Annotated in this window: 23 protein-coding genes; 18 read left to right on the top strand and 5 right to left on the bottom strand. The window is 39.1% G+C overall.

What is annotated here, in order from left to right:
- Positions 1-101: 101 nt before the first annotated feature.
- On the top strand, positions 102-398 hold the full coding sequence (locus tag FC24_RS06435) for a hypothetical protein (protein ID WP_057874065.1): 297 nt from the start codon (positions 102-104) through the stop codon (positions 396-398).
- Here the strand turns inward: FC24_RS06435 and FC24_RS06430 are convergent.
- A complete protein-coding gene (locus FC24_RS06430; protein WP_057874064.1) occupies positions 395-931 on the bottom strand; it encodes a GNAT family N-acetyltransferase in 537 nt (178 codons plus the stop codon). The genes FC24_RS06435 and FC24_RS06430 overlap by 4 nt on opposite strands.
- Before the next feature lie 66 nt (positions 932-997).
- Positions 998-2938 (bottom strand): fructose-bisphosphatase class III, encoded by a 1941-nt coding sequence (locus FC24_RS06425; RefSeq protein ID WP_057874063.1) that lies wholly within the window; start codon positions 2936-2938, stop codon positions 998-1000.
- Between the two features lie 253 nt (positions 2939-3191).
- Between FC24_RS06425 and FC24_RS06420 the strand changes: the two genes are divergently transcribed.
- Entirely contained in the window at positions 3192-3521 is a 330-nt protein-coding gene (locus tag FC24_RS06420) for a hypothetical protein (protein WP_057874062.1), read from the top strand.
- A gap of 94 nt (positions 3522-3615) precedes the next feature.
- Here the strand turns inward: FC24_RS06420 and FC24_RS06415 are convergent, their stop codons facing one another.
- Both FC24_RS06415 and FC24_RS06410 read right to left on the bottom strand, forming a co-directional pair.
- Positions 3616-5283 carry an aryl-sulfate sulfotransferase gene (locus FC24_RS06415; RefSeq protein ID WP_057874061.1) on the bottom strand — a complete coding sequence of 556 codons (1668 nt, stop codon included), beginning with the start codon at positions 5281-5283 and terminating at the stop codon, positions 3616-3618.
- 198 nt (positions 5284-5481) lie between these two features.
- On the bottom strand, positions 5482-5946 hold the full coding sequence (locus tag FC24_RS06410; RefSeq protein ID WP_057874060.1) for a hypothetical protein: 465 nt from the start codon (positions 5944-5946) through the stop codon (positions 5482-5484).
- 97 nt (positions 5947-6043) lie between these two features.
- Between FC24_RS06410 and FC24_RS06405 the strand changes: the two genes are divergently transcribed.
- Positions 6044-6358: a thioredoxin family protein gene (locus FC24_RS06405; protein ID WP_235807332.1), complete on the top strand. Its 315-nt coding sequence runs from the start codon at positions 6044-6046 to the stop codon at positions 6356-6358.
- A gap of 237 nt (positions 6359-6595) precedes the next feature.
- Positions 6596-7192: a GNAT family N-acetyltransferase gene (locus FC24_RS06400; protein ID WP_057874059.1), complete on the top strand. Its 597-nt coding sequence runs from the start codon at positions 6596-6598 to the stop codon at positions 7190-7192.
- A 72-nt stretch (positions 7193-7264) separates the two neighbouring features.
- Here FC24_RS06400 and FC24_RS06395 read toward each other — a convergent pair whose 3' ends face one another.
- Positions 7265-7915: a VTT domain-containing protein gene (locus FC24_RS06395; RefSeq protein WP_057874058.1), complete on the bottom strand. Its 651-nt coding sequence runs from the start codon at positions 7913-7915 to the stop codon at positions 7265-7267.
- A 168-nt stretch (positions 7916-8083) separates the two neighbouring features.
- Between FC24_RS06395 and FC24_RS06390 the strand changes: the two genes are divergently transcribed.
- The 14 genes from FC24_RS06390 to FC24_RS06325 all read left to right on the top strand — a co-directional run bounded on the left by FC24_RS06390 (position 8084) and on the right by FC24_RS06325 (position 23603).
- Positions 8084-8458, top strand: coding sequence for a CrcB family protein (locus FC24_RS06390; protein ID WP_057874057.1), 375 nt, complete (start codon positions 8084-8086; stop codon positions 8456-8458).
- Complete coding sequence (gene crcB, locus FC24_RS06385; protein ID WP_057874056.1) at positions 8451-8810, top strand: fluoride efflux transporter CrcB; 360 nt, start codon at positions 8451-8453, stop codon at positions 8808-8810. Before FC24_RS06390 ends, crcB begins: the two co-directional genes overlap by 8 nt.
- Positions 8811-8890: 80 nt before the next feature.
- On the top strand, positions 8891-9346 hold the full coding sequence (locus tag FC24_RS06380) for a hypothetical protein (protein ID WP_057874055.1): 456 nt from the start codon (positions 8891-8893) through the stop codon (positions 9344-9346).
- A gap of 91 nt (positions 9347-9437) precedes the next feature.
- Positions 9438-10343 carry an SAP domain-containing protein gene (locus FC24_RS06375; protein ID WP_235807334.1) on the top strand — a complete coding sequence of 302 codons (906 nt, stop codon included), beginning with the start codon at positions 9438-9440 and terminating at the stop codon, positions 10341-10343.
- Positions 10344-10408: 65 nt separating this feature from the next.
- Positions 10409-10618 (top strand): hypothetical protein, encoded by a 210-nt coding sequence (locus FC24_RS06370; protein WP_057874054.1) that lies wholly within the window; start codon positions 10409-10411, stop codon positions 10616-10618.
- 27 nt (positions 10619-10645) lie between these two features.
- Entirely contained in the window at positions 10646-11119 is a 474-nt protein-coding gene (locus FC24_RS06365; RefSeq protein ID WP_057874053.1) for a hypothetical protein, read from the top strand.
- Between the two features lie 34 nt (positions 11120-11153).
- Positions 11154-11387, top strand: a complete 234-nt coding sequence (locus FC24_RS06360) for a hypothetical protein (protein ID WP_057874052.1) — start codon at positions 11154-11156, stop codon at positions 11385-11387.
- A 126-nt stretch (positions 11388-11513) separates the two neighbouring features.
- Complete coding sequence (locus FC24_RS06355; protein ID WP_057874051.1) at positions 11514-12677, top strand: NADH-dependent flavin oxidoreductase; 1164 nt, start codon at positions 11514-11516, stop codon at positions 12675-12677.
- A gap of 62 nt (positions 12678-12739) precedes the next feature.
- Positions 12740-13009: a hypothetical protein gene (locus FC24_RS11755; protein ID WP_057874050.1), complete on the top strand. Its 270-nt coding sequence runs from the start codon at positions 12740-12742 to the stop codon at positions 13007-13009.
- 326 nt (positions 13010-13335) lie between these two features.
- Positions 13336-14103 carry a C40 family peptidase gene (locus FC24_RS06345; RefSeq protein WP_057874049.1) on the top strand — a complete coding sequence of 256 codons (768 nt, stop codon included), beginning with the start codon at positions 13336-13338 and terminating at the stop codon, positions 14101-14103.
- Between the two features lie 162 nt (positions 14104-14265).
- Positions 14266-17829, top strand: a complete 3564-nt coding sequence (locus tag FC24_RS06340; RefSeq protein WP_057874048.1) for a PD-(D/E)XK nuclease family protein — start codon at positions 14266-14268, stop codon at positions 17827-17829.
- Complete coding sequence (addA, locus tag FC24_RS06335; RefSeq protein ID WP_057874047.1) at positions 17810-21574, top strand: helicase-exonuclease AddAB subunit AddA; 3765 nt, start codon at positions 17810-17812, stop codon at positions 21572-21574. Before FC24_RS06340 ends, addA begins: the two co-directional genes overlap by 20 nt.
- Before the next feature lie 144 nt (positions 21575-21718).
- Positions 21719-22756: an AI-2E family transporter gene (locus FC24_RS06330; protein WP_057874046.1), complete on the top strand. Its 1038-nt coding sequence runs from the start codon at positions 21719-21721 to the stop codon at positions 22754-22756.
- 157 nt (positions 22757-22913) lie between these two features.
- Entirely contained in the window at positions 22914-23603 is a 690-nt protein-coding gene (locus tag FC24_RS06325; protein WP_057874045.1) for a 2,3-diphosphoglycerate-dependent phosphoglycerate mutase, read from the top strand.
- Positions 23604-23922 lie beyond the last annotated feature (319 nt).

Genomic DNA, 23922 nt, shown 5'->3' with positions numbered 1-23922 from the left:
TTGCGTAATCTGCGTTACTAAATTTGTTCAAGTTATTTCTTGCAATCTGCCTTATACTAAACAATAGTTAATTATTAAACAGTGGGTAAAGGGGTGCAATTATGCGTTTGCCAATTTTGAACCAAGATTTTTTTACTAGATTAAAAGCTGGGCGATTGTTCTTTTTTAAAGATACACTAGTGCTAATACCATTTAAAGAAGATTATCAACGTGTGTTGCAGTTAATTGAACGGGATTATCAAAAGTTGCAAACTACGTTGCCAAATGCCACTTATACTTATCAAATTCAACCAGATCGCGACTTGGCTCAAGTTGAAATTAAGCTACGAGCTGTTACGACGGGTCAGCGCAAAGTTGTGACAAAAACCTATGCGGTATTTTTAGATAATGTCCGCTAAGCTGAGGTTAACCAGTACCGCACCATTAGTAAAGCCGGCTGTTGTTTGGTGACAAATGTTTCATGATAGTTCTGATCTAATTGAAAGCCACTTGTTTCAAGTAACTGCCGTGAAGGGTAGTTGATTGCCCCTGTGACGGCGTAAAGGCATTTAACTGCTAATTGTGTGAAAGCCAAATTAGCAACCTGTGGTAGGATGGTGCGCATGATACCCTGGTGTTGCCACTGTGGTAAAATTTCATAGCCTACGTCAGCAGCTTGGTGACGGAAGTGCCAAAGCTGAACTAAACCATAGAAGGTATCAGTTTTACGGTCCATAATACCCCAAGTGAAATAATCGCCATGTTGCGCAGCAGCAAATGCTTGGTAAATAAAGCGTGCAGTATCAGCTAGGTCATGGTCTATTTGTCTACCGGTTAATGCGGCGACAGCTCGGTTATGTCGCAATTGGTAAACTTGGCGTGCTGGAACGGTATTTAAAAAACGGAGCTCATATTCTGTCAATGTAATGCGTGCTAGTTGCTGTGATGCCATGGTTTTTCATCCTTTTTGAGCTTTAACTATCTGCACTAATCAAACCGCCATTCACTATCAATGACGTTAGCCATTAACGGCTTGATTTTTTTCTGCTAATAATTGGCGTAAAACTGCAACCTGTTGTTTCAATTCAGCGCCAATGTCAGTTTGTGCGACCGTTTTACGTTGCGCAGCATGATCGACAATCCGTTTAGTAGAAATAATGTCCGTTAAATTAGCAATTGCATTGGCTTTAGAAGTAAACGGCTGGTGTGTTACGAGTTGCATACCGTAGGAATTGTACAACAGGGTGTATCCCCCAATGCCAGTTGTTTTGTGATAAGGTTTGGAGAAACCGCCATCGATTACCAGCATTTTGCGATTTGCCATAATGGGATTTTGTCCCTTTTTAACTGGTGTGTGACCGTTAATAATGTGGCCGGTTGCAGGTGACAGACCGAATTCACGTAACAATTGGTCAACAAACCAAGTGTTACGGCGTAATTGATAATAAGCGTTAGTTTGCTCTTCATGCGTGGCTTTATCTTTAATAAAATAACGCTCAAAGGTTGTCATATCATGTTTACCGAATAGTGGTGATAGCGGGCCGGTCCATAAATACCAAAGTAAATCAGTTGCACAGTCATCTTGTTGTTGCGGGTGCGTATAACTAAAGCGTAAATTACGTTCAAAAATATCAAATAACGCTTTTCCCGCATAATTTTTCCCCGCAATTTTAAAAGCTTGAAACTTCCCTTTATCATCAACTGGCATGCAACCGTGGAAAATTAAATTATCGTTATAAGTTAAATAAATGTGTCCTTTACGCATTAAAAAGTCCATGTGTCGTTGCAATTTGTCTGAATGTTGGAAAGCGTCTAGCAGTTGTTCAATAACGCGCTTTTCTTCTGGCAATAATTTATAAGGTGCTTTAGGGTCGATTGTTTGGAAACAAGTGTTTTCTAATGGATAAGTTTTTCCTTGTAGTGTAATGGTCTTTTTTTGGTAATCAATTTTATCCAACAGCCGCCGGTGTGTCATATTAAATTCTGGTCTGCGGGCGATGACTGGACCTTCTAGTTTAAATTGAATAATGGCAATGGCCTGATGAATTTGAGTAATCTGTAGTTTCTCAGCGGCTGAAAGCGGGCGCTCGCTATGCAATTGCCGTGGGTGAAACGCTGGATTGTCTTGATAGTGTTCTTCAGCAAAAAGGGATAAGTGCCGCAGATTGATTCCATAACCGTCTTCAATGATGCTTAGGTTATTATAGCGTGCACAAATTCGCAAGAGGTTAGCTAAGCATAATTTTGAACCTGAAACCGCACCGAGCCATAAAATATCATGATTTCCCCATTGAATATCTAAGGAATGGTGTTGCATTAGTCGGCTAACGATTTTATCTGGATGCGGGCCACGATCATAAATATCACCAACAACGTGAAGATGATCAACTACTAAACGCTGAATGGTGTGACAAGTTGCAATGATAAATTCGTCAGCTTGCTGTAACGCAATGATATTTTCGGTGATTTGCTGATAATAGCCAGATTTATCTGCACTGTCGAAATCACCATAAAGTAATTCTTCTGTAATGTAGACGAATTCAGGTGCCAAGGCCTTTCTGACTTTAGAACGTGTGTATTTTGTTGACGAAAAATGTAATAGTTGAATTAAACGCTCAAATGTATCGAAGTACCATTGGTGTAAATCATCGGTACGGTGTGCATACCGTTGCTTAACAGCAGCTAACCGTTCCTTAGGGTAATAAACTAGAAAAGCAAAGTTGCCGATGGTTTTAGCTGTCATTTTACCCGCAAAAAGGTCAGCAATTTTTTGTTTGACGTTGCCGGCACCATTGCGTAAAACGTGCTGAAAGGCATCGTATTCGCCGTGAACGTCGCTGATAAAAGCCTCAGTACTTTTTGGTAAGCTTAAAATTGCCTCTAGATTAATTAATTCAGTTGCGATGGCTGACCTAGTTTGATATTTTCCTTTTAATAATGCAAGTTCGGTGACATCCATTAAAAAATACCTCCATAAATTATCTGTGATTTGATTATACCGCTTTCAAACAAAAATACCAATTTTGATAATTTTAGCCTGATTATTTTAACTGTCACGTTTAGTGGTGTATACCAATACAAGTTGCAAGCGATGAACGTGGTAGCTTTTAGCCTGACTTTTCTGTGCTGGTGGTTTTGTTTAAATAGTGGTTGGTCTGGACGCTTAAAACCAGTACAATGAAGAAGTAACTAAATGGAATCGAGGGATAGTTTTGAACTTAGCAGATTTTTTTCAAACCGCGCAGTTTTCTGGGCAACCGGTAATGAAAAGTGATTACCAAATGGTGGTCCAGGGGTTATCACCATTGCAACTACCGATTAAAACATTAGCGAATATTTATTATGCTTATTTTTATACCACACGTTATGTGACGCAAAATTTTGAATTGAATAAACTAGAATTGGCAGATATTAAAGCTGAGAAACATTTAGCAGCTTTAACAAATCAATCATTACAGCATGATTTTCGCCAAATTGTAGTGGAAGTAAATGTTATACCTGAAAAACAGCAAGTGGTGCTGACATTCCGCCATGATGGGTAATCTAGCCGATTAAAAAACGTGTATCCAAGACAGATTAGCTTTGAGGATTTAAAAAGCTATTGTCTAAAGATACACGTTTTTAATTTTACTTTAGTTATTCATAAGTTTGATTATTATGGTTTTGCGGATAAAGTGAGAAACGCTCAGAGCGGTAAACGTAGCCCTTATTTGGCAAATTGGTCAACTCAACATCAAATACAGGTTGGTTAGTAGTTTTGTCAACTTCAATAATGCGGCTTTTATTACCGCTTTTGAGAAAACCAAAACATAATAAGCGGTTATTAGTGTTTAGATACCGGGCTGAACCGATAATTGGGCTAAAGTTTTGTTTACCTAATGTTTTACCATAAGCCCAAGTTTGCTTAATCGTTTTGTCTTTTTCATTAAGTTGGTACTGTACACCTTCGGAATATTGTTTGGAAGTGGCTTCAGGACCATTAGTAATGGCAATATTATTGTTAAATAGAATTAAATTTTTATGGTTGGCACTAGCCGTTGGTAATAAAATAGCGGCGTGTTGGCCACCAGGATAAGTGGTGTCACCTTTAGTTTTTAAAATCTTACTGCGATATTTTCGTGGCCAATCTGCTTTCTTCTTACCGGAGAAAAGCCATTTGATCTGATTGGTTTGATAATCTAACTTCATCACTAAATCTTGGTGGCGTCCAGAAATAACTAAACTGTCATCACTTTTATCATAGTAAATTGAATTTTGATGGAACCAATCAATTTTACCATCGCTTCGCTTAGTGGAATCGTATTGCCGCCACATTTTAACCGGTAAAATTTTCTTCAGGTCAATAACTTTATTGACTTTACCTGTTTTATGGCTAATTTGTACCATGGTGTCTTCAATGTATTTTCCGCCACCATCAGAAACTGTTAACAACAGATCACGGTTAGGCAGTTCAATTGTATCGTGGTGGACAATGGTTGTCTCGCCTTTGCCGCTAGTGTCATTGGAACTCTTTGTTTTGTTTGAAAAATGATATTCTTTATAAATGCGGCCGGTAAAATCAGTTTCCAAAAGTTCATTGTAGATTTCTGCTTGATTATTTTTCTTAGCTAAATAAAGTAAGTGACCATTTTTCAATTCTTTAAAGACGTGCTGGGAGTAGTTGGTAGAATACCAGCGGATATTCCCGTCAGCATCAACGCCAAAAGGCTGCTTGGTGGTACGAACAAAGAACGTTAATTTATCGTTACCGATCGCCATTTTCTTTTTGTTTGCTGTTTTGACGTTAATCTTAACCTTAGCTAACGCACGTGGTAGTTTTGCAGTTTTGATATGTAGCGTTTTATGCGTAACCTGCCCATTTTTTGCTTTAATGGTGAGGGTGACCGTATTATTGTAGTCTGGGTACAACCCTAAAATAGACAATTTGTGTTTGGTTTTATAGCCTGAATAAGTTGTTTTGATGGTCGTCCGGTCTGATTTACCTTGGACTGCGATGCTTACTTGGCTGGCCTGTTTAGTTTTAAAGGCCACCAATGCACTTAAAGGTGATGTTTTGTACGGATTTAATTTAACGTACATGTTATCTGGTGTGTAATGACCAGAATTTAATTTTTGCCGGTAAGCCTTAGTTAGGGGAGCCTGCTGCTTTTGTCGTGTATGAATGAGTTCGCTATTGATGTTTGCGCTGATTTGTTTAGTGGAAAGCGTCCCAAAGTGATGGTAGCCATACCAACTCACACCGATGACAATTAAAACTAAAAAAAGCGCAAAGCCGCTAATTATGCCAATCTTTCGCCGTTTCACGATATAATGATCCTCCTAAAATGTATATTACACATCCATAATAACATTTTATATAAGAATTTTATGATAATATTAAATGAATTTTTTGTTACTTTTTTGGTGTTTTTTTGTGGCGTCAGGCTTGCGGATTAAAAATAAGGGTGTTAAACGACCAGTTGCTTAACTGAGCAATCCGGTACGTTTAACACCCATTAAAGTTTAACGAACTTCTAAAGTAACGCCAGAGGGCAACATTTTTTGTAGTTGTTGCGTTAAGGTATCTAAAGTTTGGGTGAACACTAAACTAATGTTACGGTTACGTTTAGTGGTGAAGATGGCCACTACCCGGCTACGCTTTCCAGGGAGTGCTTGTTGCGTTAATGTAATCATTTGTAAATCGCTAAAGCGAATGGCAGTTGCGTAAAAAATACCATTAGTAATGACACGCTCTGGCGTTAAGCCGCCGATGCCTGAAACAAAATTCATCAAAACAAAAGCAGCAATAAAAACGATAAAGGCCCAATCATTGGCTGTCCCCCCGATTAAAAGGATAAAGAAGATCAAGCCATAGCCAAATGACCAGTAGTTATATCTTGCGCGAATGGTAATTTGCGACTGCCAATAAACAGACACGGCAATGCTAACCAGTATCATAATGTCTAAAAGCCACCAAAAAATCGTCATAAGTTGACTCCTTATTTTAGAATGTTTACACTCATTATAACGTAGTTCTAGCTTTGACTGGTAAAAAATGTCAAATCAATTTCTGAAGGTGGTTGTGATGGCAGTTGAATTAAATCCGCAACAGTTTTTAAAATTAACGCAGTCTGATTTTGTTTTGGTCGATTTTTGGGCTGCTTGGTGTGTGCCGTGCCAAAAAATGACACCGATTTTATTAGCTTGTGAGCGTGAATTACCGCAATTAAAAGTGGGACGATTAAATGTAGATCAATATCCACATTTAACTCAAAAATTAGGTGTGCAAGGGTTGCCGACTTTAATTTTATTTAAACATGGTGAGCCAGTTTCTTGGGTGACAGGCTTCCAGCCTAAAGATCGCTTACTAGGCTATTTACGGCAAAAAGTAGCGTTATAGCGCTATTTCAGTTAGAAAATAAATTATAGACTTAGTTGTGCCTGTTGATTACTTGCTGGAGGAGTAACGGCAGGGATTTTTTGTATTGTCTGGCGCGTTACGTTTATAAACGACTAAAGTGACAACTATAAAATTTAGTTTAATAACTTGTCTATTCTTTGACAGATAAAAAAAGTTTAGGTATATTAAAAATAGAGTTAATCAATTCGTTTTAAAATATTAATAAGGAGAATTTTTGTGATTATACGTGAAGCAACAGCAGATGATGCTGGTCAGATAGCACCGCTAATCAATTTGATCTATGATGAAATGGAACTAGATGAGCTGGAGGACGTTCCTGAAGGTGACTTACTCAAGGTCATCAGGGCAGCTTACCGCACCCGCACTTATTTAAGCGGCGCGGCAACTACCGTGGTGGCCGTCATCAACCAACAAATTGCCGGCGTTGCTTTTGGTTATCCAGACAAGAATGAGGCTAAGATTGATACCGTACTAAGCACCGTTTCGCAACAAGTACCAAGTTTTGCCGGTAAGCCATTAGAACTAGACCAGGAAGCTTTTAACCAAGAGTGGTATTTAGACTCGATCGCCGTTGATCCAGCGTATCAAGGTCAAGGTGTGGGTAGTCAACTCTTAAAAGCATTGCCACATTATATGAAAACTAGTGGGCTGACTAAAATTGGACTCAATGTCGATTTTGCTAATCCCGGTGCAAAACGCTTGTACCAGCGGCATGGATTTAAGACAATTGGCACCACTATGATTGGTGATCATCAGTATTATCACATGCAACTTGCACTAACACGTGTTCTTGCAACTGCTGCTCGAACTTAACTGTAATGAAATTAATAAAAAATGAGGTCATTGACCTCATTTTTTTATGCTTTATTTTTAGATAATATTAAGTTAATCGACTTCTTTAGCGCTGAAACGAGTTTTTAGGAAACCAATAATTGCTGGTAATAGGGAAACTGCAATGATACCTAAAATAATTGCAGAGAAGTGTGCTTTAACCACGGGAATGTTGCCAAAGAAGTAGCCAGCACCGCAACATAAAGCTACCCACGACACACAAGCGGTTAGATTATACCGGATGAAACGCCGGTAAGAAAAGCCGGAACCGGCAGCAACAAATGGTACAAAAGTCCGAATAATGGGCATAAAACGGGCTAAAATAATTGAAATTGCCCCATGTTTGTTAAAAAAAGCTTGTCCTTTTGCCAAACTATCTTCGTTGATAAAACGCCTAAACCAACGATAACGAGATAAAATCCGCTCCGCGTTACGGCCAATCCAAAAGTTGGCAGAGTCACCAGCAATACAAGCAATTAGAAAAAGCACAACAAATAACCCATTGCTGAGTTGATAATCTGGATTAGCTGCTAGTGCACTGGCAGCAAATAACAGGGAATCGCCGGGTAAGAAAGGTAGAATGACGGCACCTGTTTCAATAAAGATAATGGCAAACAGGATAAAGTAAGTTGAATTACCAAAAGTATTGACAATGGTCACTAAATGACTGTCGATGTTTAGAATAAAATCAATCAATGTGCTCATTAATGTTCCTCCAAAATCATGGTCAAATCTGTTATGAGTGTAGCAGAAAACCAAGCGGCTGTCTGTAAGTTCACGAATGTTTAACCATTTTACAAGAAAATAAGTTGCCAAAATATTTTTTAGGGTAGATAATAAAAAGTAAGGACGATGTGTTTTAGGAGGAATAAAATGAATTACTTGGTTGTCGCGATTGCAGCTTTTTTAGGTGGCAGTTGTCGTTATTTATTAAGTGGTCTAACAACGGCTTTTCCTTGGGGAACTTTAATGGCTAATTTAATCGGGTGCTTTTTACTTATCTGGTTGACAGACTATTTAGCACGCATTTTACCATTACCGAAGCGATTTGTGTTAGGGGCTGGGACTGGTTTTATGGGTGCTTTTACAACATTTTCTACTTTTAGTGTTGAAACAATACAATTTATTAACGCGCAACAATATGGCTTGGCACTTTTATATGTTAGTTGTAGTTTACTCGGTGGGTTGATTTTTGGTGGTGCTGGATTATTAGTTGCACAACAACAGCAGGTGAATGCACATGATTAATTGTTTATTAGTAGGAAGTGGTGCGGCATTAGGTGCTTGCTGCCGTTATCACCTGGGTGAAGTGGGCAAACGTTATTGGCAGCATGCATTTCCGATTGTCACGTTGTTTTTAAATGTGACGGGTAGTTTTTTATTAGCCTTTCTTTTTGGGCAGCAGTTAAGTGCACCGGTAGTTTTATTTTTAGGAACCGGCATTCTCGGTGGGTATACGACTTTTTCGACGTTTAATGCGGAGTTGCTTCATCTTTGGCAACAACAACGTTACAAGCTAGCATTAAGTTATGGTGTGTTCAGTTATTTGGGTAGTCTGTTTGCCGCAGCGCTAGGTTTTGGGATCGCTTTTATAAAATGAGCAAGCTCTCATGAGTTATTTATGTGACTGTTATGTTTATCTGTTATGATAGCCTTTACAAGAATTTTGGAGGGAGCAACATGATCGATCGACATAATGCGCTATTTCTTTACTTGGTTTTTTTAGCGTTGCAATTTGTTGCAATCGTGACTTTTTTTCCGAATACGCCAATTTATAATGAGCAAATTACTGTTGTCAGTGAGTTAGATGATGGAGAAACTGGAAAAAAAGGTAAAATGGGCAGTGGGTTGCAATATAAACGACGTAAACCATCGCGAACTGGGCATGCGGTTAAGCACGTTAAACGGCATGCGCGGCATCATGTTAGTCGTTTATCCCAATTTGAACCCACAGTAAAAATGGTTGCTTTAGCAATCTATGGATTGGAAGCGTTTTTAACGCTGCCGTTTGCGGTTTTTGGCATTTTATCATTGAATTTACAAGCTAAACAAAAGAAAACGCAAGTTAAAGCAACCAAGCGTAAACCAACGGGCAAGGTTGAGGAACAACCTGCTTATACCACGCAAACTGTCTGAGAAAGATGACTACAAATTGCTTGATTATAGTCCAATAGACACTATAATTTAAAACATAATCAATTTGTAAAGGTGATCGCAATTGTTGGCAGTGAAAATTTTAGCGTTAATGTTAGTAGATCGGCAACCTACCTCATTTCAGCTATCACAGACCTTTTGGCGGCAGCGGTATCGCGTTGATCCTAGTACTTGGTTAAGAGAATTTCAACAGCAAGGTGTTTTGTTTACTGCTGTCGCTCCAGAGATTAGTTTGCAAAATTTAACGGTGGTTTCTTTAAGACAATTATTACGACGCTACCAACTTAAAATTAGTGGACGCAAAGCACAATTAATCGCGCGGCTGCAACAAACCATTCCGCAGACAACGTTAGAACATCAATTTCCACAAACGTTTTATTTGTTGACAAATTCCGGTAAACATTTAGTGCAGCAAAATCAATTTGTTTGGTGGGTGCACCAACATTATGTTTCTGGTATCATCGATTTTGCAGCAGCTCAGCAAGCACATTTACCACTTGATTTGAATGAGTATGACACCTTGACTTGGCTTTTAGTTGCCGCGCAGGCTAATCTGCGAAATAATTGGCCACAGCAATATTTTTTGAATCATTTACGGTTTCAGACGGCTTGGCAAAACCATTTGTTTGGTACCGCGCTAAATGCGCTTTTAGATTGTATTCGTTTAAAATTGGCTGGATTAGCACAGGGGCAGCCCATTACTGGCACTAGTTTAAAATGGCCGACAACGTCTTATAAAATCGAGCCTTTTTATTATGTGATGTTACAAGAACTCATGACAACTTATCATTTATCCACTACTGATATTACAAGCGCTTTTACCCAGCGTTGTCATGCTGTTGTGTTACCGCGGCAACTATTTAGTGATACAGAAATGGTAAGGCTATTAGAATGGACTTTAACGCAACAAACTGATTTGATAAAACAGTTTTATCGACAAAAGCAGCTTACTTATCCAGTGGATCGGGCTATCGGCTAATCGTTTAAGATGGTACAATGAAGCTGTAACTGAGTGAGTTTTGTCTGGAAAGGAAGCGGGCACAAATGTTTAAAGAAAAAGCAAAAGCAGCTAAGTGTCAACCAATGGCAGGACATCATTTCTTATTAACTCATCCTCGGATTTTATTACCATTAGCAGTTATTCATGTTATTCCAATTGCTTTATTTATTCATGGAATGTTTAAGTATGCAACGCTTCATGAAAAGAAAGCTTTGGTAAAAGAACAGACAAAGCAGTTAAAGTACCGGCATTAGGCTGAATAATGAAGTGAGGATAGCAGTGTGAAAACGAGGTTTAATAAATTGGTGGCTTACTTTTTTATGTATTTATTGCCACTAATTTTATTTGATTTTTTCTGGATTGTAATGTTGCAAAAAACGATTCGTTTGGGATACCGGAACAATTTGTTACAGCTGCCACTAAACAGTTTTGCGCTATTGTTGACAGCTTTGATTGTAGCAGTTATCTTTAATTATTTGTGGCAATGTTTAGTTAAAAAGGTTACGCTTGAACAATCTGATGTGACACCAGATCATTGGCATGGCACATTGAAAGGCTTTTTAGGTGTTCCCGGTTGGCTGAATTTGACAATCGGTGTGATGCTGGCGTTCTTTTTGACAGTCATTGTGCCACGCTACTTAGTTATTATTGAAGTTCGTAGTTGGTTAGTTTTGCTGTGTGCCTATGGCGCAATTGGTTCATTTTATAATGGGCAAGATGATTTAATTCATGTAGTTAACGGGATTGATCGTTAAGGCATAAATAATAATGCAGTAAGGAGCAATTATAGTGAATAAATTTTACCAGATTAGTTTTTATTTCAATGGCGGCGTTCGTGCTAGCTACCATAAACAATTTGATTCGACTGAACTAGCACAAAAAGCAGCGATTGCAGCTTTTAAGGAAAAACAACTGATTCAAATAGCGGGCAGTATCATTGATACTAGTAAAGCAAATGGGTGTTCAGTATCGCCAGCAAATACTGTTGCGCCAGATGAACAAATCACTTGGGACATGATTTAAAACTTAGTATGTTGCCGACAAGTTTTTAACTGAGCAAATTGCTTTACAGGTTGAGCATGTTTGCGTTATCATTTTAATGTAATAAGCAAAGTTACAGTTACTTTAATACGGAAAGAAGTTTTAATGATGGCAAACTATCAATTCTTAAATACTTATAAATTTCGCTCTGGCGTAACCTTGAAAAATCGGATTGTTATTCCGCCGATGACTGAAACAATGAGCTTCCATGACGGTAACGTCACACAGGATGAAATTGATTATTTTAGGATTCACACCGGTGGGGCTGGTCTTTTTATTACGCCAGTTGCTAACGTTAACGCACTAGGTAAGGGATTTGAGGGTGAACTTAGCGCTGCTGCTGACCAGTTTATTCCTAGCTTGTCTCGTGTTGCACATGCTATTCATCAAAATGGTACCAAGGCGGTACTTCAGATCTTTTCAGCAGGTCGAATGAGTAATAGCCAAGTGTTGCGAGGTTACCAACCAGTTAGTGCTAGTGCGATTCCTGCTGTACGGCCTGGTGCTGAAACACCTCGTGCGCTAACTGATGAAGAAGTAGAGCAAACCATTGCTGATTTTGGTAGTGCAGTTCAACGGGCTATTCAAGCAGGCTTTGATGGTGTAGAATTACATGGTGCTAACACATACCTGTTACAGCAATTCTTTTCACCACATTCTAACCGGCGTGATGATCGCTGGGGTGGCAGTCTTGAGAAGCGGATGGCCTTTCCATTGGCGGTTATTCAACTGGCAAAACAAGTGATTCAAAAATATGCGGTCAAACCATTTTTATTAGGCTATCGTTTATCACCAGAAGAGATTGAAGAGCCAGGAATTCGAATCGAAGATACATTAGCTTTTGTAAAAGTTTTACGACAACAACAATTAGATTACCTGCATGTTTCCATGGGAAATGCATGGCGGACGTCTTTAAACGATAAAAGTGATTCTGAACCTTTGATTAAGAAGATTCAAGCTGCTGCCGGTGTTGATTTACCGCTGATTTCAGTAGGTAATTTACGGACACCAGCTGAAGTAGAAAAGGTGATGGCTACTGGTATTCCGTTAGCTGCATTAGGTCAAGAAAGCTTGGCTGAACCGCATTGGGTCCAAAAAGTGATGGCCGGTGCTGAAGATCAAATTCGTTACCAAATTAGTGCAGCGGACGCACCAGATTTGGGAATTCAACTTCCATTTTGGAATTTTTTGACTAACTTAACTGGCAGTAAAGATGAAGTTGGTAGTAATCGGAAACAAGATGCAAAGCATTTAGATAAATTGTTTAGTTAATGGTTTTGGCTAGCTTTTGCTGGTGCTTTCTTGTATGATAATAGACATAAGGTGGCGATGAAATGCTTAGAAAAACCAAAAATTTTCTTAAAGCAAATGGGTTTCACTATAAGAAAAAATATCTTTCACCCTTAGTCGCGCCGGAAAACTATTACGTTTTGAAGTTCGGCAAGAATCATTTGAATAACCGTTATATCGTTCAATATAGCTATACATGGACCGGACGAATGAAAGTAAATCAGATTGATTTGCGTTTACATGGGCAGAAACGGCCTCGGGTTTTCGCAAATGAGGCGCAGCTATTAGTTTATCTCCGTAAACATCTAAAGTGATAACTAAGGGCGACCCAGAAAAAAGCAACGGCAATTGCCGCTGCTTTTTTGTATGCCATTGATAATTTGTTAGATTCGGGTTGCTTCTGGGGGGATTAACAAATAAAAGTAATTCAGTTTCCCTTTTTATTAATTAATTCTCATTTTAAAGCCATTTTTAAATAAAATTTTAATTGATTAATTATTTATAAAGACGTTGTTGACGGCTACAATTACACTTTATGACAAATGTAACAAAGTTGTTATATGCGAGTAATTGCGCTGTAATTTCAATGCTTTATGATAAATCTAGTGAAAATGATAATATTATTGAGGGGTTTACACACATGACAACTATGAATAAAGGAAATTTAGTGAAGGGTGTTACTGCCGGTGTAATTGGCATTGCAGGTGCGACGCTCCTTAGTATGGCAACGACTTCCGATGTTGAAGCGGCAACTACCGGAACCGTTACATATGAACCAGGGGCTACTACTGTTTGGGATAATTCAGACAATCCATCACCAGTACGCTATTTAGTTAAAGACCAAACGGTTAATATCGAGGGTCAAAAACAACATGATGGTGAAACTTGGTATAACATTGGTAACAATGAATGGGTACCAGGTAAGTATTTAGACGTTAAAGAAGAACAAGACAAAGCACAGGCACAAGCTTCACAAGCTCAAGCACAACAGCAAGCTGCTACGCAAACGCAACAAGCGCCTGCAGCTGCTGCTAACACTTCCTCTAGTGCTGCAGTTCAAACTGCTATTAAAGCAGCGCAATCACAAATTGGGGTGCCTTATGCTTGGGGTGGCGCTACGCCAGGTGTTGGTTTAGACTGTTCTGGGTTAACTCAATATGCTTTGGCGCAAGCTGGCGTTAATGTTGGTCATAATACTGTTGCACAAGAAAGTGCTGGCCAACATGTTGCAGTTAACCAACTTAAAGCTGGTGACTTAGTATTCTGGGGTAATGCTGGTGCAACTTACCATGTTGCTTTGTATATTGGTAATAATCAATACATTGCTGCACCACAGCCAGGCCAAAGTGTTGAAGTACAAAGTGTCAGCAACTACTTTATGCCTTCTTTTGGCGTTCGGGTACTTTAATTTAATTCGTCAATTTATGTTTGAACAGGGAACAATTCATTTAAGAATTGTTCCTTGTTTTTTTATCTTGATTTTTAGTAAAAGAGTAGCGAACAAATGTTCTTTGATCAGTAAATATGTTAAACTAAAACCAAGAATTTTATCAGGGCGGGAGTGAATTATTTGAGCTTGAAATTTATATTGGGTCCAGCCAGTACAGATCGGCGAGCAGCAGTACTTGGGCAGCTACAAAAACAGTTGCAGGCTGATCCTAAAGGACAGTTTTTTTATATTGTGCCCAACCACATTAAATTCAGTTCTGAAGTTGATATTTTAACGGACCTTAAGCGGCATCAAGGCAATCAGGATGATTTTTTTGCAGCTAGTCGGTTACAAGCTTTTTCGTTTACCCGGTTAGCGTGGTTTTTTATGAAGAATACGCCTTATTACCAAATTCCACGAATTGGTGCAGCTGGGTTAAACATGCTGGTATACCAAATTATGGCAGATCTGGCGGATAAATTAACCATTTATCGTGGTGAATTAGCGCAGCCAGGTTTTATTGCTCAGGTTGTACGGCAATTGTTGGCTTTAAAAACTGGTTGCATCACTGCTGAAAATTTAACACAGATCGCTGCTGAATTAGACCAGCAATCTGATATTGGTGCTAAGGTGCATGATTTAGCGCTGATCTATACCCAATTTAGCCAAGCTATGCAAGGACGTTTCATTGAAAATACGGATTTATTAGGGACTTTAAGTGATTATTTAACTCAACAAGATTTAAGCCACACTTATTTTTATGTTGAGGGTTTTAGTCAATTGACAGCACAAGAAAATCAATTGCTTTTAACTGTGATGCAAAAAGCAGCCGGTTTAACAGTTGGTTTAATGTTGGATCAACCTTACCACCAGCAAGTACCACAAAAACAAAATTTGTTCTTTAAATCCGGACAACTTTATCATCGCTTGTACCAAGCAGCACGTAGCCTTCATGTTACGATTTTAAAGGATGAAATGGTGCAGCAAGCTCGTGTGAGTCCAGATTTACAGCGGTTAGAAAATTTTTGGCGGTTGTCGACCAATGGTAGTCGTCATTTAAGCCATGAACAATTAGCTGATTCAAAAAGTATACAAGTCATTCAGGCGGACACACGACAGACAGAGATTCGGCAAGTAGCGACGCAGATTCGGCAAATGGTCGCTTTAAAGGGATACCGTTACCAAGACTTTTTAGTGTTGACCCGGCACTTAGCTGATTATGAAACGATCATTGCACCAATTTTTAAGACATTTAACATCCCAATATTTGATGACTTACAGCGGCACATGACGGACCATCCATTAGTTGAGTTGATTAATGCATTATTTGCGGTTAAACAACATTATTATCGCTATCAAGATATGATGCGATTGCTAAAAACAGAGCTGCTTTTACCAGAAGTTGCTGGTAAACCAATGCCTAATAATGCTTACCGACAAGCAGTCGATTTAACAGAAAATGTGGTGTTAAAGTATGGTTTCACGGGTAAACAATGGTTACGTAAGGAAGACTGGCAATTTTACCGATTTGAAGACCAAGATTTCGGCACAGAAACCACTAAAGATCAAGCACGTTCTGAGCAAGTTAATTTGATTCGCCGTTTTGTCAAAAAAACGTTGCCCCCATTTTTTAAAAAGTTAGATCAAGCAAAAACGGGTCAAGATGCGGCCCAAATCATTTATAATTTTTTAGTTAAACGCGGCGTTGTCGCTCAATTACAAGACTGGCGTGACCAAGCTTTAGAAGCGGGTGATTTAGTTAAAGCAGCTGAACCAGAACAAACTTGGCAAGTCTTTTGTAAAATGTTGGACGAATACGTGACAATTTTAGGTCAAGTACCGTTTCATGCCGATGATTTGCTAGCTTTGCTACAAGTTGGTTTTAGTGGTGCTAGTTATTCGCAAATTCCTTCAACCCTAGATCAAGTGTTAGTTTCAGAAACGGGAATTACGCAGACTGCAATGCGCAAAGTGGTATTTATGATTGGCAGTACTGACCAAGTCATGCCAGATCGGCTCATGAATGAACAATTACTTTCAGACGATGATCAAGCATCGTTGGCCCCATATTTGGCTGAAGGGACTTATTTAGCTGATGATGCGCTAACTCAACTTAGTTGTGAGCCGTTTTTAAATTACAAAGCCTTTCTAACGCCGCAGCAACAGTTAATTTTTACGTATCCGCTCAATGATGACGGGGTGACATTAAAATTATCGCCTTATGTCGACCGGATTCAACAGCATTTTCAGTTACCATTACAAGTTGTGCAAACACGGCCAGCTCTAACAGATCGTAAAATTGCGCCTTTTGTGGGCTCAAAGCGCAGTACATTAACGCATTTAGTGCAAATTGCCCGGGATGCCATGGCGCAAAAGGTTCAATTGTCAGTACCTTGGCTTTATATTTACCGCTTGTTACAACAGGATGATAATTACCAAGCTTTAACAGAAAATTTATTGGCAAGTTTGAACTATCGCAATGTGCCGCAAAAATTACAACCTGAAATTGTGCAGGCCTTATATGGTAAAACGATTAATACGTCAATTTCAAAATTAGAAGAATTTTATCAGAATCCATATGCCTACTTTTTAAAGTACGGGTTAAAGTTGCGCGAACGTGATGTTTTTGAATTATCACCGGCAAGCGCAGGTGAATATTATCATATGGCATTGGATCAATTATTACGGCAAATTAGACAAGTGGGGAAAAAGCTGTCTGATTTAAGCGTGGCTGAGATTGATCGTTTAGTAGATCAGATTTTGAGTCAAATGATCGAATTGCCGCAATTTCAAGTTTTAACCAGCTCAAACCGAATGGCTTATTTGGCGCGCCAGCTAGCAGCGACGATTAAACAAGTTGCCCATGCTTTACAGCGACAAAGTCAGCGGACCCAAATGGCACCATTTCGGACGGAAGTTTTGTTTGGCCATGTTGGCGCTGAAGATGGTCTAAAACCATTACGCTTTTCATTGCCAAAAGGACGTCAAGTATTGGTTCGCGGTAAAATTGACCGAATTGATCAAATGGTGCTAAATGATACGGCATACTTGGGCATTGTAGACTATAAATCTGGCGTTCGTAAATTTGACTTTCGTGATGCTTATTACGGCTTGGCATTGCAGATGCTGACTTATTTGGATGCTGTTTTGCAAAACACCGCTAGCTTAATTCAAAATAAGCAAGTCAAGCCAAAACCAGCTGGTGCTTTATATTTACATTTACAAAACCCAAAGCTAAAGTTAAAAGACGTGTTACGTAAAGGCTTTGAAGATGCTTTACTTGCAAAAAATAAATACCAAGGCTTTTTGCTAAATGATGCGCCGTTATTAGAAAATTTAGATTCTGATTTAGCAGAACGTACTGGAAGTTCAAAAATTTACCCGTTGACTAAAATAAAATCAGGCTACTCGTTGCATCGTAGTCAATTAGTGACAAACGAAGAGCTAAACTTGTTATTAAAACACGATGAAGCATTGATTAAAGCTGCTGCTGCCGCTATTTTTGCCGGTAATGTTGCATTAAAACCAGTAAAGTGGCCTAACAATCAAACTGCGCTACAGTATTCGCCATTCAAAGTAATCATGCAATTCGATGCAATGCTGCCCGAAAATGATTATCATCACATTGCCCCGATTGACCGGGCACAGGTCATAGAATTGTTAAGAAAAGAAAAGGAGGAAAATGATGGGCAAAAAGAAAACTAATTTTACAACTAGTCAGCAACAAGCAATTGAAGATGCTGGCCATAATATTTTAGTTTCAGCCTCAGCAGGTTCTGGTAAAACGACTGTCTTAGTAGAGCGCGTGATTCAAAAAATTTTGCACGGCGTTAATGTAGATCAATTGTTGGTTGTGACGTTTACAGAAGCTGCTGCTAGTGAGATGCGTGACCGTATCCAACAAGCCTTACAACAAGCCATAGCGGAGAGTCATGAGCCAGCACAACGGCAGCACTTAAATCAACAGCTTAATCGCTTGGGTACAGCAAATATCAGCACGCTACATGCCTTTTGCCTTCAGTTGATACAACGTTATTACTATGTAATTGACTTAGATCCGGTTTTCAGATTATTAACCGATGACACTGAAGCCACTTTATTACGCGAAGATGTTTGGTCAGATTTGCGTGAAGAACTTTATGAGACGGACAATCAATTTGACCAGTTAACGGCTAATTTTTCCAATGATCGCAGTGATGATGGCTTAACTGATTTAGTGATGCGGTTATTTGATTTTGCTAATGCTAATCCAGATCCTGCAGCTTGGTTAGCGCAATTGCCACAAGCCTATGAATTAGCGACGGATCAGCCCACTGCAAGTCACTTTTTCCAACGGCAGTTGCAACCATTATTAACCAATGAGTTATTTCAAGCTGATCAGGATTTAAAAAGTGCTCAAGAAACGATTCAGCATACAGAACTCGCTAAGTTAGGCGACTGTTTAACAGCTGACCGCGAACAAGTCGCTCAGCTAACAGCTCAGTTATCGACAGCGTCTTGGGATCAACTGCGGCAAGAATTCTTAGCTTTTAAATTTCAGCGGGCTCCTAGTGTAAGAAAACTGAGTGATGAAGATAAGGTAGCCAAGACAACAGCAATGACTTTCCGCCAACAAGCCAAAATGCGCATTGCCGCTTTAGCTGATGATTACTTTGCTTTGGATGCTGACCATTTGGTGGAGGTGATGAAAAGCGCTAGGCAATTAGTCAGCCATTTAGTGTTGGTTGTTAACTTATTTGCTAAAGCATTCCGTCAGGAAAAACAGCATCGGCACGTTTTAGATTTCAGTGATTTAGAACATTTTGCATTAGCTATCCTAACTGCAGATAATGAACGTGGCAAACAAGTTCGACTTGCATTACGGCAACATTTTAATGAAGTGTTAGTGGATGAATATCAGGACATCAACCGGCTACAGGAAGAAATTTTAACGACGGTCAGTCAAAAAGACCCTGGTAACATGTTTATGGTGGGGGATATTAAGCAGTCTATCTATGCTTTTCGTTTGGCTGATCCTAGCTTATTTTTAAACAAATACCATCAATTTGCGCAGTCACAGACAAGTGGGCAACGGATTAACTTAGCTGAAAACTTTCGTTCAGTAGCGAACATTGATCACTTTACCAATTTAATTTTTAGTCAGTTAATGGATAAAACAGTTGGTGAAATGACTTATGATAGCGCGGCTAAATTGGTTGCAGGTGCCCAGTATCCGGAAACCGTACCTAAAACTGCGGCTTTGTTAGTTTATGAAACCGATTCTGCTAAAGCAGATCCGGAAAAGTCGGTGGGAAATAAAGAAACAACTAAAGAAATTCCAGAACAGTTTATGTTAGATGATAAGATTCAAGGACAAGCAGCCATTGTGGGCCAACGGATCAAACAGTTAATTGCGCATGGTCAAATTTATGACCGCAAACAGGGTGCACTACGTCCGGTAACTTACCAGGATATTGCCATCTTAACGCCAACTCGTAAAAATAATTTAGTGTTGTTGGATTGGTTTAAACGGCTTGAGATTCCTGTAGTAGTTAATGGTGGACAGAGCTACTTTCAAACTACAGAAATTCAAATTATGATGGCATTGCTCAGCATTATTGATAATCCTTACCAAGATATTCCCTTGGTTAGTGTCTTACGTTCGCCAATTGTTGGTTTGGATGAAAATGAACTTGCCTTTTTACGGATTAATCAACGAACGGGCGATTATTTCCAAGCATTGTTGGCCTTTACTGACAGATTTAAACAACAGTCGGATGTAACTGATTTTCAGCAACAACTAAATAAAAAGGTCAGTCGTTTTTTGACGCAATTAAACCAATTTCGTAAATTGGCGCGGGATAATCAATTGGTGACCTTGATTTGGACAATTTATAATGAAACTGGCTTTTTAGACTATGTTGGTGGAATGCCAGCAGGTGCGCAGCGGCAGGCTAATTTGCACGCATTGTATGAACGGGCGCATGTTTATGAAGCTAGTAGTTTTAAAGGCTTATTCCAATTTGTCCGTTTTATTAAACAAATGCAGGCCAAGGACAAAGATTTAGGGGAAGCACCAGCACAAGCAGTCGAAGACGCCGTCTCAATTATGACCATTCATGGTAGTAAAGGATTAGAATTCCCGATTGTCTTTTTATTTGATGCGACCCACCAGTTCAATCAAGAAAGTTTGCGGAGTCAAACCATTTTAGATGATCGTTTTGGCATTGGCATCACTTATTTAGAACCGCAAAAACGCATTGAAATTAGTTTACCGCAAAAAAAACTGGCACAAACCCTAGTTCAGCGGCGACAGGCAGCTGAACAAATGCGGTTATTATACGTTGCGTTAACGCGTGTTGAACAGCAACTTTTTATTGTTGGTAGTTATGCCAATCAAACCCAAGCACTGGCTAACTGGCAGCGTGCTTTTCAAAGTCAAAACTTGGTGCTGAATCCAAGTTTACGCAGCGGTACCACTAATTTTATGGACTGGTTAGGGATGTGTTTAGTCCGGCATCCTAAGTTTGAACAGCGTTTATTAACGCAATCACGTTCGACTACTAATTTGTTGCAAAATGATCCTAGTCAATTTGAAATTAAGTTTTATCAGGCTGATCAAATTTTGCCAGCGGAAATGACTAAACCAGATAAAGTTAATTGGCCAGAAAAGTTTAAAAAAGCAGCACAAACAACTGATTTTTCTAGTCTCAATGTTGACCAAATCAACCAAGTTTTAAAGCTTCAGTATCGTTACCAAGCAGCAACCCAGACCACCGCTTACCAAGCGGTCTCGGAAGTTAAACGGTTATTTGATGAGCCGGATAGTAACCAGTTGAATCCAATGCCACTTGATGCGGCTAAGAAAAAACCTGGCACACATCGCTACGTTGCACAGGATTTCATCGTGCCAAAATTCATGCAAGCGACCCAGCAAGTTTCACCAACAGCGGTGGGTACAGCAACGCATCTCGTTTTACAAAAGCTTGACTTGCACACTCCGCCAACGGTTGCTAGTATTGATCAGCTCATTCAAAAATTAGTTACACAAAACATTTTAACTGCAGCTGTAGCTGAGCACATTAATCAAGCGCACATTTTAAAGTTTTTTGATAGCCAATTGGGGCAACAACTTTTAATGCAGCCCGATCAAGTGGTCAGAGAAGCGCCTTTTTCATTATTATTACCAGCTAAGCAGTTATTTGCTGGTTTTGCAGCAGATGATCCAGCACAAATTTTAATTCACGGGATTATGGATGGTTATTTAGTCACGTCAGATCAAGTGATTTTGTTTGATTATAAAACTGATTATGTACCGCAACAGCATCCAGAAGCCAAACGTGAAAAATTACGACAGCGTTATGCTGGACAAGTTAATATTTACGCTGCGGCCTTAAGTCAAATTTTAGGTCGGCCGGTGACGCATAAATACCTTTATCTATTAGCTAGTGGCGATTTACTTGCAGTTTAAACCGTCTTGTTTCAAAAAATGCACAAGGTAGTATTAAGAAAACGACAGTTGTGATAAGTCAGCAATCACAATTGCTTTTTTAAAGTGATGTTAGTCGCATCTTGCCTTGTTTTCTTGTACAATTAGCTCGAGGATGTGATGTTAGTGTCGCTTTGGAAAAAATTTTTAGCCAACGTTGAATTACGCCGTTTTGTGGTATTGATCGGGATTATCTTAGTTTTATTTTTAGCCCGCCACATGATGAGCATTATTTTATTAACCTTTATCTTTACTTTTTTAGTTTTACAATTGGTCAGTTTTGTTCGGCGCTGGGTGAAACTACCAGCTCCGTTAATCGTTATGGTTGTCTACGCATTAACTATTTACTTACTTTATTCAGCGGTGACAAAATATTTACCAGTGATTGCAGATCAAACCGTCAAAATGGTTGAGTCTGTTTATCAGTTTTACCAAAATCCAGATTATGAAACCAATGAGGTGTTTAAATGGCTAAACAGTTACATTAAAACATCGGACATCATGAATCAATTTAAAGGTGGAGTTGCGGTGGCGCTTAATTATTTAGGCAGCATCGGAATGATGGGTGTCACTTTCTTCTTTTCATTGATTCTTAGCTTTTTCTTCACAGTGGAAAGTCACCATATGTTCCAATTCAGCCGGTTATTTTTGACTAGTCGTTACGCGTGGCTTTTCCAAGACATTTATTTCTTTGCTAAAAAATTTGTTAATACTTTCGGCGTTGTCATCGAAGCTCAAGTCTTCATCGCGATCACGAATACCGTGTTGACTACGATTTTTCTCGGAATCATGAAAATGCCGCAACTACCAACTTTAGCAATTATGGTTTTCTTATTAAGTATGATTCCCGTGGCAGGTGTGATTATTTCTTGTGTTCCGTTAGCATTGATAGGCTACTCCGTAGGGGGAATTCAGTACGTTGCCTACATTTTAATCTTGATTGTGATCATACATGCTTTAGAAGCTTATGTATTGAACCCGCAATTCATGGCAAGCCGCACCAAACTGCCCATCTTTTACACATTTGTGGTTTTACTAGTTGGTGAGCGATTGTTTGGTACTTGGGGCTTAATTGTCGGGATTCCAGTATTTACTTTCTTTTTAGACATTTTAGGTGTCAAATCAATCGGCAATCGAAAAGTAAAACAAACTGAGAAACATTAAAAGGTGTTGTAATGATGTTGTTTAGTAGCGCTGATGAATTGGCTCATTAAGTGGATAAAATGAAAAAGGTGATGAAAAAAGCGCTATCAGACTAGGATTTTTCGTATAAGCAGTGTACAATGAAAAGGAAATAACTAAAAAGTGAGGTAGTCACAATATGGCTAAATTAGTTTTTATCCGTCACGGTCAAAGTGAATGGAACCTATCTAATCAATTCACTGGCTGGATTGATGTTGATTTAAGTGAAGAAGGGGTTCGCCAAGCTAAACATGCCGGCGAATTGCTGAAAAAAGAAGGCATCGAATTCGATCAAGCTTACACATCAGTGTTAACACGTGCGATTAAAACATTGCATTATGCATTGGAAGGCATTGGTCAGCTTTGGATTCCAGAAATGAAAACATGGCGTTTAAACGAACGGCATTATGGTGCATTGCAAGGTTTGAATAAAAAAGAAACGGCTGAAAAATATGGGGACGAACAAGTCCACATTTGGCGGCGTTCTTATGATACTTTACCGCCATTGTTAAAAGCAGACGATGAAAGCTCAGCAGCACAAGACCGGCGTTACGCTAACTTAGACCCACGGATTATTCCTGGTGGCGAAAACTTAAAAGTCACGTTGGAACGGGTTATTCCTTTCTGGGAAGATCACATTGCGCCAACATTATTGGATGGTAAAAATGTGATTATTGCAGCACATGGTAACTCATTACGTGCGTTGACTAAATATTTAGAAAATATTTCTGACGCTGACATCATGAATTTGGAAATGGCAACGGGTGAACCAGTTGTTTATGATTTAGATGACAAGTTAAACATTGTCAGCAAAAAGAAATTGAAATAAGTTTAAGTTCTAAAAGAGGCTGTACCTATCAGGCACAGGCTCTTTTTTAATCTTTGCTTGGTAGTGTTTAATTAAAAAACTTGTTGACAATTGCTGATAAGCCGGTTATTCTAAGACTAACAAAAAACGAACTCCTTTAATTTAGTCCCGTGAGGCTAATAAGGTACGATTAATTTAGGCACCGTCTAGCCTAATATTAGTGAATCCTTCTGCCACGCGGGCAGAAGGATTTTTTTTAGCTGAAGGGGGAATGTGATGGCTTAAAAGGAATTGTTGATTAAAAAAATAAAATAGTCTATCCGTTGCAAATGATTTAATT

Source organism: Loigolactobacillus rennini DSM 20253 (genome assembly GCF_001436505.1).
GTDB classification, from domain to species: Bacteria; Bacillota; Bacilli; order Lactobacillales; family Lactobacillaceae; genus Loigolactobacillus; species Loigolactobacillus rennini.
Note: the sequence above shows the minus strand (reverse complement) of the source record. Positions and strands in the feature narration are given on the sequence as shown.

What these genes read in the sequence shown, in the direction of transcription:
- FC24_RS06405 (WP_235807332.1), top strand. Translation starts at nt 6,044, where the DNA reads ATGGCAGTTGAATTAAATCCGCAACAGTTTTTAAAATTAACGCAGTCT.
- FC24_RS06370 (WP_057874054.1), top strand. Translation starts at nt 10,409, where the DNA reads ATGTTTAAAGAAAAAGCAAAAGCAGCTAAGTGTCAACCAATGGCAGGA.
- FC24_RS06325 (WP_057874045.1), top strand. Translation starts at nt 22,914, where the DNA reads ATGGCTAAATTAGTTTTTATCCGTCACGGTCAAAGTGAATGGAACCTA.
- FC24_RS06395 (WP_057874058.1), bottom strand. Translation starts at nt 7,915, where the DNA reads ATGAGCACATTGATTGATTTTATTCTAAACATCGACAGTCATTTAGTG.
- addA (WP_057874047.1), top strand. Translation starts at nt 17,810, where the DNA reads ATGGGCAAAAAGAAAACTAATTTTACAACTAGTCAGCAACAAGCAATT.
- FC24_RS06390 (WP_057874057.1), top strand. Translation starts at nt 8,084, where the DNA reads ATGAATTACTTGGTTGTCGCGATTGCAGCTTTTTTAGGTGGCAGTTGT.
- FC24_RS06345 (WP_057874049.1), top strand. Translation starts at nt 13,336, where the DNA reads ATGACAACTATGAATAAAGGAAATTTAGTGAAGGGTGTTACTGCCGGT.
- FC24_RS06430 (WP_057874064.1), bottom strand. Translation starts at nt 931, where the DNA reads ATGGCATCACAGCAACTAGCACGCATTACATTGACAGAATATGAGCTC.
- crcB (WP_057874056.1), top strand. Translation starts at nt 8,451, where the DNA reads ATGATTAATTGTTTATTAGTAGGAAGTGGTGCGGCATTAGGTGCTTGC.
- FC24_RS06380 (WP_057874055.1), top strand. Translation starts at nt 8,891, where the DNA reads ATGATCGATCGACATAATGCGCTATTTCTTTACTTGGTTTTTTTAGCG.
- FC24_RS06355 (WP_057874051.1), top strand. Translation starts at nt 11,514, where the DNA reads ATGGCAAACTATCAATTCTTAAATACTTATAAATTTCGCTCTGGCGTA.
- FC24_RS06425 (WP_057874063.1), bottom strand. Translation starts at nt 2,938, where the DNA reads ATGGATGTCACCGAACTTGCATTATTAAAAGGAAAATATCAAACTAGG.
- FC24_RS06435 (WP_057874065.1), top strand. Translation starts at nt 102, where the DNA reads ATGCGTTTGCCAATTTTGAACCAAGATTTTTTTACTAGATTAAAAGCT.
- FC24_RS06410 (WP_057874060.1), bottom strand. Translation starts at nt 5,946, where the DNA reads ATGACGATTTTTTGGTGGCTTTTAGACATTATGATACTGGTTAGCATT.
- FC24_RS11755 (WP_057874050.1), top strand. Translation starts at nt 12,740, where the DNA reads ATGCTTAGAAAAACCAAAAATTTTCTTAAAGCAAATGGGTTTCACTAT.